Annotated in this window: 10 protein-coding genes; 5 read left to right on the top strand and 5 right to left on the bottom strand. The window is 70.0% G+C overall.

Annotated elements, in window-relative coordinates:
- Positions 1–2: 2 nt before the first annotated feature.
- Genes AB4112_RS25135 through AB4112_RS25145 form a run of 3 tightly spaced genes read left to right on the top strand, consistent with a single transcriptional unit; the run spans position 3 to position 2,739 of the window.
- Complete coding sequence (locus AB4112_RS25135; protein WP_441723655.1) at positions 3–863, top strand: ABC transporter permease; 861 nt, start codon at positions 3–5, stop codon at positions 861–863.
- A complete protein-coding gene (locus AB4112_RS25140; RefSeq protein WP_441723657.1) occupies positions 863–1,852 on the top strand; it encodes an ABC transporter ATP-binding protein in 990 nt (329 codons plus the stop codon). The genes AB4112_RS25135 and AB4112_RS25140 overlap by 1 nt, the downstream gene beginning before the upstream one ends.
- Positions 1,849–2,739, top strand: a complete 891-nt coding sequence (locus AB4112_RS25145; RefSeq protein ID WP_441723659.1) for an ABC transporter ATP-binding protein — start codon at positions 1,849–1,851, stop codon at positions 2,737–2,739. The genes AB4112_RS25140 and AB4112_RS25145 overlap by 4 nt, the downstream gene beginning before the upstream one ends.
- A 27-nt stretch (positions 2,740–2,766) precedes the next feature.
- Here AB4112_RS25145 and AB4112_RS25150 read toward each other — a convergent pair whose 3' ends face one another.
- The 3 genes from AB4112_RS25150 to AB4112_RS25160 form a co-directional block, all read right to left on the bottom strand.
- On the bottom strand, positions 2,767–3,606 hold the full coding sequence (locus tag AB4112_RS25150; protein ID WP_441723661.1) for an ATP-binding cassette domain-containing protein: 840 nt from the start codon (positions 3,604–3,606) through the stop codon (positions 2,767–2,769).
- Positions 3,603–4,679: an ABC transporter permease gene (locus tag AB4112_RS25155; protein ID WP_309799477.1), complete on the bottom strand. Its 1,077-nt coding sequence runs from the start codon at positions 4,677–4,679 to the stop codon at positions 3,603–3,605. Before AB4112_RS25155 ends, AB4112_RS25150 begins: the two co-directional genes overlap by 4 nt.
- 92 nt (positions 4,680–4,771) lie before the next feature.
- Positions 4,772–5,845, bottom strand: a complete 1,074-nt coding sequence (locus AB4112_RS25160) for a sugar ABC transporter substrate-binding protein (RefSeq protein WP_441723663.1) — start codon at positions 5,843–5,845, stop codon at positions 4,772–4,774.
- 104 nt (positions 5,846–5,949) lie between these two features.
- On the opposite strand from AB4112_RS25160, the gene AB4112_RS25165 reads away from it, so the two are divergent.
- Positions 5,950–6,303: an aldo/keto reductase gene (locus tag AB4112_RS25165; RefSeq protein WP_441723665.1), complete on the top strand. Its 354-nt coding sequence runs from the start codon at positions 5,950–5,952 to the stop codon at positions 6,301–6,303.
- A 23-nt stretch (positions 6,304–6,326) separates the two neighbouring features.
- Here AB4112_RS25165 and AB4112_RS25170 read toward each other — a convergent pair whose 3' ends face one another.
- Complete coding sequence (locus tag AB4112_RS25170) at positions 6,327–7,103, bottom strand: LytR/AlgR family response regulator transcription factor (RefSeq protein ID WP_309799481.1); 777 nt, start codon at positions 7,101–7,103, stop codon at positions 6,327–6,329.
- On the bottom strand, positions 7,091–8,200 hold the full coding sequence (locus AB4112_RS25175) for a sensor histidine kinase (RefSeq protein WP_309799483.1): 1,110 nt from the start codon (positions 8,198–8,200) through the stop codon (positions 7,091–7,093). Before AB4112_RS25175 ends, AB4112_RS25170 begins: the two co-directional genes overlap by 13 nt.
- Before the next feature lie 321 nt (positions 8,201–8,521).
- Between AB4112_RS25175 and AB4112_RS25180 the strand changes: the two genes are divergently transcribed.
- Positions 8,522–15,112 carry a hypothetical protein gene (locus AB4112_RS25180; protein WP_441723668.1) on the top strand — a complete coding sequence of 2,197 codons (6,591 nt, stop codon included), beginning with the start codon at positions 8,522–8,524 and terminating at the stop codon, positions 15,110–15,112.
- Positions 15,113–15,137: the final 25 nt, after the last annotated feature.

A 15,137-nucleotide genomic window follows, 5' to 3' on the forward strand; every position in this document is an offset into this window, starting at 1 on the left:
CGATGTTCAAGATTCTGCGCGACCTGCTGCGCTACAATCTGGAGTTCCTGGCCGGGGTCGTCCTGACGGGCATCGTCCTGGTGCTGGTGATCCTGTCCTACGTCTCGCCCTATGACGAGATGGCGATGTATGCGGTGCCGCCCGACATGCCGCCGTCCTGGGAATACTGGCTGGGGACCACCTCGCGCGGCCAGGACGTGTTCTGGCAGATCACCGCGTCGCTGCGGAACACGCTGTATTTCGGCGCCATCGTCGCCGCGGTCAGCCGGGTCATCGCCCTGGTGGTCGGGCTGGTCTCCGGCTATGCCGGCGGCCGCGTCGACCAGGCCATGATGGCGGTGAACGACACGCTGGGAGCGCTGCCCAACATCCCGATCCTGCTGCTGATCTACTTCGTCATGCGCGACCAGATGTCGTGGTGGCTGCTGGCCCTGGTGGCCGCGCTGCTGGGCTGGACCTACGATTCCCGGCTGATCCGGTCGGTCGCGCTGAGCCTGAAGACGCGGGAGTTCACCCGGCACGCCGTGTTCTCCGGCATGCGGACGCCACAGATCCTGCTGCGCGAGCATCTGCCCTATGTCATGCCGATCGTGTTCTTCACCACCATGAACAACCTGATCTGGGCCATCGGCCTGGAGGTGACGCTGTCGGTCCTCGGCTTCTCCGACATCAACCGGCCGACCGTGGGCGGCATGATCTACTGGGCCAACTCCCACTCCGCCATGGTCGCCGGTGTGTGGTGGTGGGTGGCCTTCCCGATGCTGTTCGTCGCCATCCTCTTCCTGGGGCTGTTCATGCTGGCGATGTCGGTCAACGAGTACATCGATCCGCGCAGCCGGCTGAACCGCATGGGGGCCCAGTGATGCAGGACGTGCTGACGATCAGCGACCTCCGGGCCTATTACGTCAACGATCTGTTCGGCGTCAGGCGTGAGGTCCGCGCCGTCGACGGCATCAGCCTCACGGTCCGGCGCAACGAGGTCTACGGCATCGCCGGCGAATCCTCGAGCGGCAAGACCTCGCTGATCAAGACCCTGGCCGGCGCCATCCGCCCGCCGATGCGGGTGATGGGCGGGTCCGTGGTGTTCGATTTCGGCGGCCGCACCATCGACGTGTACCGCCAGCCGGAGGCGATGCGCCCGGCGCGGTGGCGGCACCTGTCGTACATCATGCAGGGGTCGATGAACGTGCTGAACCCGGTGCGCCGGGTGAAGCACGCCTTCAAGGATTTCGCCGCCCGCCACATCAGGCTCGACCCGTCGGCCTTCCGCCGGCGGGTGGAGGCGCATCTCGACCGGCTGCACCTGGCGCCTTCGGTGCTGGAGGCCTTTCCGCACCAGCTGTCCGGCGGCATGCGCCAGCGCGTCTGCATTGCCCTGGCCACCGTGTGCGAGCCCGAATTCATCATCGCCGACGAACCGACCACGGCGCTGGACGTGCTGGTGCAGCTCGACGTGCTGCGCCTGCTGAAGGAGGTGCAGACCCGCCTCGGCTCCTCGATCGTCTTCGTCACCCACGACATGTCGGTGCACGCCGCGATCTCCGACCGGCTGGGCATCATGTATGCGGGGCGGCTGGTGGAGGAGGGGGCGACGGCGGCGCTGTTCAGCCGGCCGCAGCATCCCTACACCGCCCATCTGATCGCCAGCCTGCCGCGCATCGGCGACACCCGGCCGCGCCGCAGCCTGCAGGGCCGGCCGCCCAACCTGTCGGCGCCGCCGATGGGGTGCCGCTTCCACCCGCGCTGCCCGCTGGCGATCGAACGCTGCGGCCGCGAGGTGCCGGACCTGCTGCCCAGCGCCACCGGCGGCCGCGTCGCCTGCTTCCGCGCCGGCGAGATCTCGGCGCCATGACCGGGGCCCTGCTCCAGCTCGACCGGGTGGTGAAGCGCTTCCCGGCCGGCGGCTTCTTCTCGCGGCGGCACATGACCGCGGTGCGGGATGTGACGTTCACTTTGGCCAGCGACCGGCCGGAGATCTTCGCCATCGTCGGCGAATCCGGCAGCGGCAAGTCGACCCTCGCCAAGATGATCCTGGGCAGCGAAAAGCCCAGCGCCGGCACGCTGCGCTTCGACGGCACCGACCTGGCGACGATCAGGACGCGGGCCGGGCGCGAGGCCTTCATGGCCAAGGTCCAGCCGGTGTTCCAGAATCCGTTCGAGGCCTTCAATCCGCTGACCCGGGTCGACGACTACCTCACGACCACGGCGCGGCGGTTCCGCGGGGCGGCGTCGCGGGCGGAGGCGGAGAGGCTGGCCGACGAGGCGCTGCAGCGGGTCGGCCTGTCGCTGGCCGAGGTGAAGCAGCGCTTCTCGCATGAGCTGTCGGGCGGCCAGCTGCAGCGCGTGGCCATCGCCCGTGCCCTGATCCCGGCGCCCCGGCTGATCGTGGCGGACGAGCCGGTGTCGATGGTCGACGCGTCGCTGCGGATGTCGATCGTCAACCTGTTCCGGGCGCTGCGGGACGACCTCAAGGTCTCGATCGTCTATATCACCCACGACCTGGCGACGACCTACTACATCAGCGACCGCGTCATCATCATGCAGAAGGGCGAGGTGGTGGAGAGCGGCGACACCCGCACCGTGTTCGACGCCCCGACCCATCCCTATTCGATCGCGCTGAAAGCCGCGGTGCTGCCGCCCGATCCGACCCAGGCCGCCGCCGCGATCCGCGGCGAACCGCTTCCGGCCGCCACGCCGGATGCGGAGCGGCCATTGGAACCGGTTCTCGTGGGTCCCTGAGGCCAGCGGGCGAGGGGAGGGTCGCGCCTACGCCGGTAGCGGTCCCGCCTCGGCCGCTGCAGCGGCGATCGCCTTTCGGCCCAGCCCCGATTTGACGATCCGGATCAGCTCCTCCTCGCTGGTCTCCGAGGTCGAGGCGTCGAACACGATCTCGCCGGCGTGCAGGAAGTTGATACGGTCGCAGACCTCGAAGATCTGGTTGTAGTTGTGGACGATCAGGATGACCGAGACGTTGCGCTCGCGGCGCAGCTTCTGGATCAGGCCGAGGACATGGGCGCTCTCGCGGACGCCCAGCGCCGCCAGCGGCTCGTCGAGGATCAGGATGCTCGGCGAGGCGTAGATCGACCGGGCCACCGCCACGCATTGGCGCTGGCCGCCCGACAGCAGGTCGACGGTGCTGTTCACGCTCGGGATCGAGATGCCGAGATTGTCCAGGTACTGCCGCGACAGCTCGCGCATCTTCTGGTTGTCGAGCAGGTTCAGACCCAGCACGCGCTTCTTGTACTCCCGGCCCAGGAACATGTTGTGGAAGACGCTGAGGTCGCCCACCAAAGCGAGGTCCTGGTAGACCGTCTCGATGCCGTGGCTGCGGGCGTCGCGCGGCGAGGCGAAGCGCACCTCCTTGCCCTTCGAGGTGATGGTGCCGGTGTCCGGCTGGTGGAAGCCGGACAGGATCTTGATCAGGGTCGACTTGCCCGCGCCGTTGTCGCCGACCAGCGCCAGCACCTCGCCCTGGCGCAGCTTGATGCTGACATCCACCAGCGCGGTCACGGCGCCGAAGCCCTTGCTGATGTGCGACATCTCGAGGATGACGGGGGCGTCGGGGCCCAGCGGCGCGATGGCCTGCGGGCCAGTTTCCGGATTCATACGCGCCTCCGCGTGCGCAGCCTGTCGACCTGGACGTTCAGGATCATCGCCGCGACGATCGCGGCCCCGAGATAGACGTCGGACACCGTCGCCTGGGCCCCGACCATGACCAGGCCGTTGTTCAGCGAGGCGACCACGAAGGCGCCGATCAGCGCGCCGATCGGCGTCCCGGACCCGCCGAGCAAAGAGGTGCCGCCGATCACCGCCGCCGCGATCGCCTGCAGGGTCAGGAAGGGGCTGCCGCCCTGGGGATCGGCCGAGGCGAACTGGGCGGTGTTGATGATGCCGGCGAAGGCCGCGCAGCCGCCGGCGATCATGAAGTTGTAGACCTTGATCCGGTCGGTCCGGATGCCGATCTCGCGCGCCCCGACGATGTTGCTGCCGGTGGCGATGGTGTGCAGGCCGAAGCTGGTCCGGTTCAGCACCAGCGCGATCGCGCCGACCACCAGGAGAGTCCACAGGAACGGCGTAAAGGCGGTGATGCCGAGCAGGGAGAAGACCGATCCCGCGGGGTCGGACAGGTTCTCGCCGAAGATCGCGTTGAACGGCTCCTCGACCGGGGCGATGATCGGCTGGCTGTTGTAGATCGAGACCACGATCCCCTGCAGGAAGAACAGGGTGCCGACCGTGGTGATCAGCGACGGCACCCGGAAGCGCACCGTGATCAGGCCGTTGATCGCGCCGACCAGCACGCCGACCGCCACGCTGATCACCGCCCCGACGGCCAGGGGCACGCCCCAGGTGATCGACAGCAGCACCATGATGTAGGGCGCCAGCGAGAAGGTGCCGCTGAGCGACAGGTCGATCTCGCCGGTGATCATCAGCAGGACCTCGGCCACGGCGATCAGGCCGAGCCGGCCGGTGTCGCGCAGCACGATGCTCTGGAACTGGGCGGTCAGGAATCCGCCGTCGCTGCCGAACTGGAAATAGATGACCAGGACGACCGCGACGACCGCGATGCTGACCTCGCGGTAGCGGGAGAGGAGGACCAGCGCCCTCTCCAGGATCGTGTCCGGCACCTTGACGCCGACCTTGCGCGCCTTCGCCCCGCCGCTGTCGTTGATTGGCACCATCTGCGCTTTCTCTGGCTCCGAATTCCGGAAGGGATCTCATCCGGCTTCGCCGCGCGGGAGGGCGGCGAAGCCGGATCCGCGGGACGCAGGTGTCAGGTCGGCTCGGCCGTGCTGCGGCCTTCGAAGCGCGTCTCGCCGACATAGGCGTCGACGTTGTCCTTGGTCACATAGGCCTGGCTGGTGTCGCTGTTGGCCGGGCCGACCAGCCCGCCGGAAAGCTTGTAGAGGTACATCTGCTGCACCGGCAGGAAGCCCTGGAGATAGGCCTGCTGGTCGGTGGTGAAGGCGACGTCGCCGGACTTGATGTAGCCCAGCGTCTGCGGGAACAGGTCGAAGCCGGCGGCGACCACGCCGGTCTTGGCCAGCCCGTATTTGTTCGACACGAAGCCGCAGGCATAGGTGTCGGACCCGCCGGTGCCGAACAGGCCGCCGACATTCTTGTGGCTGAGGTAGTAGCTTTCGACCCGCGAGATTTCGGTCGCCGGGTCCGGTCCGGTGTTGACCACGTCGTAGGTCATGCCTTCGCCGTGATCCTTGATCGCCTGGATGTAGCCGTCGAGGCGCGGCTGGGTGTTGAGCGAGCCGGGAACGCCGATCGACAGCATGACATGCCCGCCCTTGGGCACCATCGGGATCCACTTCAGGGCCGAGTTGTAGCCCGACTGGTACAGCGGCTGGCCGACATAGGACAGGCGCTTGTTCGGGCTGCCGGTCGGCACGTCGGCGTTGAAGGCGACGACCGGAATGCCGGCGGCGCTGGCCGCGGCCACCGCGGCGTCGAACGCCTTGGGGTCGACCAGGCAGACGGCGATGCCGTCGGCCTTCTGGGCGATCGCGGTCTGCACCGCGCTGACCATCTCGGACACCACGTTCTTCTGCGACCCGGTCCACTGGTAGCTGCAGCCGAAGGCCGCGCAGGCGTCCTGAATGCCGTAGATCGTCGGGGTGAAGAACTGGTCCAGCGTCACATGGCAGACGAAGAAGAACTTGTAGGGCTTCTTCGGCAGGCCGCTGGAGGCGTCCTCGGCCAGCGCCGTGCCCATCCCGCCGGCCAGGCCCGCGGCGCCGAGCCCCAGCGTGGCCGCGGTCCTGAACATGCCGCGCCGGCCGACCGCGCTGCCGATCAGCGCCGGCGCGTTCCTCTGGTTTCGGGTGTCGTCGTCCACGTCGAACCTCCCTCACTTGGCTTATGGGGACGGGCTGACCTGCCGCTGCAACACGAGCCAGAAGTCATCCAGTCCTCCGGTTACATTGTTGTATGACAAATTATGTGTCAAGCGGCACCAGGATCGTGATCGGCGGCCCCTACAATTCCGGCATCCTGGCCACCGGCGCCGTCCAGCGCGCGACCTTCAACACCCGGCTGGCGCCGAAGCCGGTGCTGCAGCGGGTCCGTCGGATCGAGGCGGTGTGTGCCCGGCATGGCGTGGCGCTGCCGGCTGCGGCCCTGCAGTTCCCCCTTGGACATCCGTCAGTGGTCGGCGTCATCCCGGGGGGCCGGTCGGTCGGGGAGTTCCAGCAGAACCTGGGGTCCCTGCAGCAGAAGATCCCGGCAGCGCTGTGGGCCGACCTCAAGGCCGAAGGCCTGATCGAGGCCGCGTCACCGGTGCCGCGAGAGGTCTGATCCGAGGGAGGGCAGCAATCCCGTCAGGCGCTGACCATGCGGTTGGTCTCGATGCTCTGCCGCAACCGCCGGGCGGCGATGCGGCCGAGGGAGACCGGTCCGATGCCCTCTCCCAGCGACAGGCTGCAGCGCCCGGCGTCCAGCCACTCGACGCGCTCCAACTGGTCCAGGTTGACGATCAGGGAGCGGCTGATGCGGACGAAGGGCGGCTTCGGCAGCTGCTCCTCGAAGTACCGCAGCAGCCGGCACACCAGATAGTCGCGCGCCCCCTTCAGGAAGACGCGGGTGAAATCCGCCTCCGCCGCCAGCATGGCCACGGTGCCCAGCGGCGCGATCACCGACCGGCCGTCGATGCGGAGATGGATGCGCTGGTGCGTGCCGTCATCCAGCTCGACATCGTCCTGCCGCTCCTCCCGTTCGGCAGCCACCGCGGCCCGGGCCGCGTCCTGGCCGTGCCGGCGCAGCCGGTCGATGGTGGCCGCCAGGCGCTGCGGGTCGACCGGCTTCAGCAGGAAATCCAGGGCGGACACGTCGAAGGCCCTGACGGCGTAGAGATCGTGGGCGGTGACGAAGACGATCGCCGGCGGCCGTGGCAGCTGGTCGATCAGGTCGAAGCCCCGGCCGTCGGTCAGTTCGACATCCAGGAAGATCGCGTCGGGACGCTGGGCCGAAGCTTGCGCCCGCGCCTCGGCCACGCTGCCGGCTTCGGCCACGATCTCGATATCCGCATGCGCCTGCAGCAGGCGCCGCAGGCCGCGGCGGGCAGGGGGCTCGTCGTCCACGAGCATCACGCGAAGCATGCGGGGCCTCTCAGCATCAGCCGGGCCAGGACGGTGTCGCCGTCCTCGGTCAGGGTCAATTCGTGGCGCTGGGGATAGTGCAGCTCCAGCCGGCGCCTGGTGTTGGCCAGGCCGACGGCGGGGCGGTCGCCGCTGCGCGCCACCAGCCGTCCGGGGTTGGTGACCTCGATCACGGTGGTGTCGTCGCCCGTCCGCCGCGCGGTCACCCGGATTTCCAGGGTCTCGGCGGAGGATCGCAGGCCGTGCTTCACCGCATTCTCGACCAGCCCCTGCACGATCAGATGCGGCACGGCGACGGAGCGGGCGGCGGGGTCCATCTCGACGACGCAGCGCAGCCGGCCCTCGAAGCGCAGCTCCTGGATGCGGACATAGGCCCGGACGGCCTCGATCTCGTCCGGCAGGGCGCAGACCGGCCGGCTCTGCTGGTCGAGGGAATAGCGGAGATAGGCGGCGATGCGGTGGGTCATCTCCAGCGCCGCGTCGGGATGGTCGGGGATTTCGGACGCCACGGTGTTCAGAGCGTTGAACAGGAAGTGCGGGTCCAGCTGCTGCCGCAGCTGCCGCAGCTCGGCCCGGGTCGCCGCCGCCTCCGCCTCGCTGCGCCGCACCCGCTCCGACCGCGCCTCGACATCGGCCTGGATCCAGAAATACGCCAGCGACCACCCCAGGAAGATCGCGGTGTAGTAGATCGCCGGGATCGCGTCGGCACGCGCCATGCTGGTGTGATCGAGCCCGGCAAAGAAGGCGTCCTTGACGGCGTTGACGATCGCCATCTGCAGCAGCCCGCCCAGGATCGAAAACACCACCACCAGCAGGACGATCACGGCCGGCCGACGCTGCGGCCAGGCCATCAGGGCCTTGTGCGCCAGGGCGGTCAGCCCGAAGCCGATCGGTTCCAGGATCAGCGTCACCGTCAGGGTCAGCGGGATGTCGTCGAAGGCGGCGACGCGCGAGACCAGGCCGAACAGCGCGATGAAGACCCAGGTGGCGACATGCACCCGCCAGAACGATCCCGCCGGGGCGGCCGGGGCGGGCGCCCTCTCCGCGGCGAAGCGGCCCTCATCGCCGGGCGATCCGTATCCTGCGACCGCGCTCATCGACTGCCGCCTTTTGTCCCGCAATGCCGGTGCGCCATCCGTCACCGTGACGTTTCATCGACCCGATCAGCCGATTCATCGAATAAAGAGTGCCACCAGCCGGCAATAATATAAGCATCTTATCCCATTGAAACGCTATTTCGCGTCCACCGGGAGGTCCGCCAAAAAACCTGACTGCCGGCTTGGGAGCCGGCCGAAGGGTGGCGAAGCCTCGTCGGTCGAGCAAGGGGGCATTGCATCATGCGGGCAAAGATCGACGGATCCCGGGGCATCGTACGCGCAGCAACGGCCGGAACCGTCCCGGCGGCATCCCGGCCCGGCATGCTGTGGCCCCGCCTGGCGCTCTTGTCCTCCGTCTCCGCCGCCGGCCTGCTGGCGGCGGTGCCGGGACATTCGGGCGAGATCGGCTGTTCCGGCAGCAATCCGGCCACCTGCAATATCGCCGGCGGCTCCTACAACCAGCGCGAATACGTGTTCCTCACCGGCGCGGCCGGCGATGACGACGTCAAGACCGGCGGCGCCTCGGACAATCTCAGCGTCACCAACAGCGGGACCTTCAATCTCGGCAGTGAGATCTCCCCCTTCATCATCCGGGCCGGCATCACCGCGGCGACGGAGGGCGGTGTCGGCCAGGACGAGGGCGGCGGCGGCGCCGGCGGCGCGGTATCCTTCACCAACAACGGCACGATGACGGCGACGCTGTCGACCTCCAGCTATCCGCTGTTTTACCTGATCGAGGCGATATCCGTCGGCGGTGAGGGCGACCAGGACAACAAGAACGACAACTCCAACGGCGGCACGGGCGGCGCCGGCGGCACGGTCACGGCCACCAACAACAGCCAGCTGAGCGTGACCGGCACGGTCTTCGACGGCATGTACGGCATCTTCGCGCTGAGCGAAGGCGGTAGGGGCGGCGAACAGAACAGCGCCGTCATCGACGACCAGAGGGGCGGCACGGGGGGCGCCGGCGGCAGCGTCACGACCACCAACAACAGCTCCATCCTGTCCGGCAACAGCTCCAATCGCCTGCAGGGCATCGCGAATGGCGGCGGCGTGGTCGCGAGTTCGCTCGGCGGGTCCGGCGGGAACTACAACGGCAATGCCGGATCGGGCGGGTTGGCCACCGCCACCAACAGCGGCACGGTCCAGATCTATTGGAACGCCGCCGCCGGCGGCGACCGGCTGCTCGGCATCGGCGCCCTCAGCGCCGGCGGCAATGGCATCGAATCGACCGATGACAGCGACAATGGCGGCAACGGCGGAAGCGCCAGCACCGCGACGGTCAACAACAATGGGCAGATCCTGGTCGACGTCACCAATGGCGGCAGCCTGGTGGGCGCCGCCATGGCGGCGGAGAGCCGTGGCGGCGACGGCGGCAAAGGTCCGGACAAGGACCAGTATGGCGGCGATGGCGGCATGGGCGGCAGCGCGGTCGCGAACCTGACCGGCGCCGGCACGCTGACCACCCATGGCGATTCGCTTTACGGCATCCTGGCGGAAAGCCTGGGCGGCCAGGGTGGTGACGCCAGCGACGGCACCGCCCTGGCGGGCACCGGCGGCGGCGGCGGGTTCGGCGGCAACGCCGGCGCTGTGACGGTCACCACCGATGCCCAGACCACCATCACCACCACCGGCACCTATGCCGCCGGCATCGCCGCGCATTCGATCGGCGGCGGCGGCGGCACCGGCAGCGATTTCCAGAGCGTGCTGGGCGGCCAGGGCGGCAACGGCGGCAACGGCGGCAATGGCGGCACCGTGACCGTCACCACCGCCGGGACGATCTCGACCTCGGGCGACCATGCCTATGGCGTGCTCTCGCAATCGATCGCGGGCAGCGGCGGCACCGGCGGGCTCGCGACCGGTGAGTTCGTCGCCCTGGGCGGCGACGGCGCCGGCGGCGGCACGGCCGGCGAGGCGATCGTCCGCAACAGCGGCGGCATCACCACGGGCGGCTACTCCTCGCACGGCATCATCGCCCAGTCGGTCGGCGGCGGCGGCGGCGCGGCGGGGTCCGCCACCGGCCTGGTGAGCGTCGGCGGCGACGCCGCGGGCACCACGGACTCGGATGGCGGCAAGGTCCTGATCAACAACACCGGCACGGTCACGACCGCCGGCAAGGCCGCGGTCGGCCTGATCGCCCAGTCGGTGGGCGGCGGCGGCGGCAGCGGCGGCGACAGCAAGGGCATCGCCGGCGTCGGCGGCTCCGGGTCGGCCGGCGGCAGCGGCGGCGAGATCGATCTGATCAATCTCGGCCGGATCCAGACGACCGGAGATTTCGGCCTGGGCGTGCTGGCGCAATCGGTCGGCGGCGGCGGCGGCAATGGCGGCGACGTCCTGACCGTCTCGACCATCGCGTCGATCGGCATCGGCGGCAATGCGGCCAATGGCGGCGACGGCGGCACGGTCTGCGTCGACAACACCGGCGCCATCTGCAGCGACGGCGGCGGCCCGGCCGGCCAGGCGGCGACCCTCACCACCGCCGGCAACTACGCGGTCGGCCTGATGGCGCAATCGATCGGCGGCGGCGGCGGCAATGGCGGCAGCGTCCAGAACTACAGCGCCCTGTCCTTCGTGGCGCTGCAGATCGGCGGCAAGGGCGGCGCCGGCGGCGCCGGCAACGGCGTGACCGTGCAGCAGAACGACCTGGCCGTGACCACCGGCGGCGCCCATGCCATCGGCGTGCTGGCGCAATCGGTCGGCGGCGGTGGCGGCAATGGCGGCGATGCCTCCTACTACAACGTCACCGTCGGCTTCAACGCCTCGCTCGTGGTCGGCGGCAGCGGCGGCAGTGGCGGCGGCGGCGGGGCCGCGGCCGTCAATCTCAACAACTCCCGGATCATGACCGGCGTCCCCGGCCCCGATGTCGACCCCGAAACCTACGCGCCGGACGATGCCTTCGGCATCGTCGCCCAGTCGGTCGGCGGCGGCGGCGGCAATGGCGGCAGCTCCAGCGCCGCCGATCTCGTCGTGGCGGTGCCGACCGGCGAAGGCGTATCCCTCGCCTTCAACTTCCAGGGGGCGGTCGGCGGCACGGGCGGCAGCGGCGGTGCCGGCGGGGCGGCCAGCGTGACCCTGAACGGCGGCAGCTCGGTCACCACGGTGGGTGACGGCTCGCATGCCATCGTGGCGCAGTCGGTCGGCGGCGGCGGCGGCAATGGCGGCGACGCCTCGGTCCTGTCCACCACGCTTGGCGACAAGAATTCGGTCGAGGTGACGGCCGGCATGAGCCTCGGCGGCGGCGGCACCAGCGGCTCCACCGGAGGCACGGTCACGGTTACGCTCGGCGATTCCAGCGGCGCCGTGGTCGGCAGCCCGCCGGCGCTGCAGCTGCCGCCGACCCAGCCGACCCCGGCCTCGACCATCGTCACCTATGGCAACTACGCCGATGGCGTGCTGGCGCAGTCGATCGGCGGCGGCGGCGGCAATGGCGGCATCGGCAGCAGCAACGCCTATTCCCAGGGCGGCGTGGTCAGTATCAAGGCCACGGTGGGGGTCGGCGGCACCGGCGGCAGCGGCGGCAATGGCGGCGCGGTCAATATGACCCAGTACCAGAACCAGACCATCCAGACCCTCGGCTCCGGCTCGCGCGGCATCGTCGCCCAGTCGATCGGCGGCGGCGGCGGCAATTCGCAGGGCGGCACGCTGTTCCTGGCCGCCGGCGCGGAAGGCTACGAGGGCCGGCTGTCCGTCGGGGTCGGCCGGACCGGCGGCAGCGGGGGCGACGGCGGCGCCGTCACCGCCAACACGGACGGCGCCATCACGACGGTGGGCGGCGATGCCGACGGCGTGATGCTGCAGTCGATCGGCGGCGGCGGCGGGCTGGGCGGGTCGATCGGTGCCGATGCCTCGTCCCACCCGATCCTCGACCGCATCGGCGAGTTCAAGGACAACAAGGACCGGCTGTCCGACGAAGGCAACACCTATACCCTGACGGTCGATGTTGGCGGCACGGGCGGCGGTGGCGGCAATGGCGGCGCGGTCGCGCTGACCCATTCCGGGCGGATCGCCACCGCCGGCGACTGGGCCGACGGCATCGTGGCGCAGTCGATCGGCGGCGGCGGCGGCGCCGGCGGGTCGTCGACGGCGTCCGGCAGCAAGGTCCAGGCCAACATCACGGTCGGCGTGGGCGGCAAGGGCGGCTCCGCCGCCACTGGCGGCAGCGTTGCCGCGATCTTCGACGACAGCCACAACAACCAGATCATCACGACGGGCTATGCCGCAAATGCGGTGGTGCTGCAGTCGATCGGCGGCGGCGGCGGCCAGGGCGGCGACGGGTCCGACCAGGCGGCCGGCAACCTGACCGTCGGCGGCGACGGCGGCGGCACGGGTGGCGGCGGCGGCAATGGCGGCACCGTCCAGATCAATCCGCTCACCGATGGCCGCGGCAGCTGGCTGAACGCCCAGACCGGCGGCGACGACGCCATCGACATCCTGGCCCAGTCGATCGGCGGCGGCGGCGGCACCGGCGGCGCCGGCAACAGCACCGCGGCCAAGAACGTCGGCGGCAGTGCGGTCGCGGTCGTGGTCGGCGGCAAGGGCGGCGTCTCCGGCAGTGGCGAGGCCGTCACCCTGACCACCGGACTCGGCCTGTCCACCTCTGGCGCCCGGGCCTACGGCATCGTCGCGCAGTCGATCGGCGGCGGTGGCGGCATCGGCGGCGCCGGGGCGGCCAACAACCTGGCCGGCCTGGCGCTCGGCGGCCAGGGTGGGGCCGGCGGCGGCGGCGGGGCGGTGACGCTGGATATCACCACCAGCAGCCGCATCACCACCCGCGGCGCCGGGGCGCATGCCATCGTGGCGCAGTCGATCGGCGGCGGCGGCGGCATCGGCGGCGATGCGTCGGTGGGCCTGTTCGCGCTGAACCCGACCGGACGTAACGGGGCGGGCGGCAGCGGCGGCGGCACCGGCGGCGCCGTTGCGGTCACGGTCGATGGCAGCATCGCCACCAGCGGCGCCAACGCCTTCGGCATCCTGGCGCAGTCGATCGGCGGTGGCGGCGGCTTTGGTGGGGACCAGTCCGGCGCCTTCGCCGGCAGTACGGACGCGACGGCGGCCGGCGACGGTGGAACCGTGGCCGTGACGCAAAACGGGTCGATCATCACCACGGGCGCAAACTCGACCGGCATCTTCGCCCAGAGCCAGGGCCCGGAGGACAACAACACCGTTACCGTGACCGTCAACGGCGCGGTCACCGGCGGTTCGGGGGGTGGCTCCGGCGTCTGGATCGCAGCCGGCCACGACAATGTGCTGACGGTGAATGCCGGCGGCAGCGTGTCGGCCGCCTCGGGCACCGCCATCCGCTACGACGGCGACTACACGACGGCTTCTGGCAGCCTGCTGACGGTCAACAACTACGGCACCGTCTCCGGCAACATCCTGCTGAACAACACCGACGGGCCAAACGCCGGCACGGTGAACAACTACTCCGATCACACGCTGATCGACGCCTCGCTGTACCAGGCGGACGTGATGAACCAGGGCCGGATGGTGGTCGGGCATTCCGGTACGACCGACAGCACCGAGATCACCGGCAACTTCACCCAAGGGGCGGCCGGCTCCCTGGTGGTCGACACCGACTTCAACAGCAGCACGGCGGACCGTCTGCTGGTGCGCGGCGACGCACAGCTGGGCGGGACGCTGGACCTGCAGGCCACCAGCCTGCGGCCTGGCCGGGCGCTGACCGTGCTGACGGTCGACGGCGCCGCCACCGGTGCGATCACGCCGGAGACGTCGCCGATCTACGGCTTCGCCCTGACGCCGTCGGGCCATGACTATCGCCTGTCGGTCGCCTCGGCCGATTTCGACGCGGATGCGATGAAGCTGGAGGGCAACCAGTCCAAGATCGCCCGCGGCCTGCAGGACATCTGGGATGCCGGCGGCACCGACAGCTTCGGCAAGCTGTTCGCCACCCTCGGCGCCGCCGCGGACCAGGGCAGCAGCAGCTACGGCAACCTGCTGAAGGACCTGTCGCCGGGCATCGCCCTGGCCCCGGCGCAGCAGCTGCAGGCCGGCATGGCGCGCTTCGCCAGCGGGCTGATGAGCTGCCCGGTGTTCAGCGGCACCGACGCCCTGACCGGCGAGACCGACTGCGCCTGGGCCCAGGTCACCGGCCGGTCGACCCAGCAGACCGCCGATGCCGGCACCTCCGGCTTCTCCAACGACAGCATCACCTATCAGGTCGGGGGCCAGCACGAGGTGGCGCCGGGCTGGTTCGTCGGGATGTCGGCCGCCTATCAGAACAGCTGGCTCGACGCCTATGACGACCGGGTCGACGGCAACGGCGACAGCGGCTATGTCGGCCTGACCGTGAAGCGCGAGATCGGGCCGTGGATGGTGGCCGGGGCGATCAGCGGCAGCTATGGCAGCTTCAGCCTCGACCGCCGGATCGCGGTGCCCGGCTTCGAGGACACCGCCTCCAGCGACCCTGATGTCTTCGCCGGGTCGGCGCGGCTGCGGGTGGCGCGGACCTTCGCGTTCTCCGAGATGTACCTGAAGCCCTATGTCGACCTCGACGCGATCTATTCGCGGATGCCGGGATACAGCGAGAACGGCGGCGGCGACCTCGGGCTGAAGGTCGAGGACAGCGACCAGTTCACCTTCGCCTTCTCGCCGTCGCTGGAAGTCGGCGGCCGGGTCGACCTCGACGGCGCCCAGCTGCGGCCCTACGCCTATGCCGGCGTCTCGATCCTCAGCGACGACGACTGGACGGCGAAGGCCCGGTTCGCCGGCGCGCCGTCCGGCACCGGCAGCTTCGACACCTCGTTGCCGATCGACGACGTGGTGGCGCGCATCGGCGCCGGCGTCCAGGTCTCGACCGCCGCCGGCTTCGACATCCGGCTGCAGTATGACGGCGAGTTCTCCGACCGCGTCTCCAGCAACAGCGGCTCGCTGCGCGCCATCATGCCGTTCTGATCCACGTCACCTTCAAGGCTTCGAT

This window comes from Inquilinus sp. 2KB_23 (assembly GCF_052115705.1).
In the GTDB taxonomy this organism is placed as follows: domain Bacteria; phylum Pseudomonadota; class Alphaproteobacteria; order DSM-16000; family Inquilinaceae; genus Inquilinus; species Inquilinus ginsengisoli_A.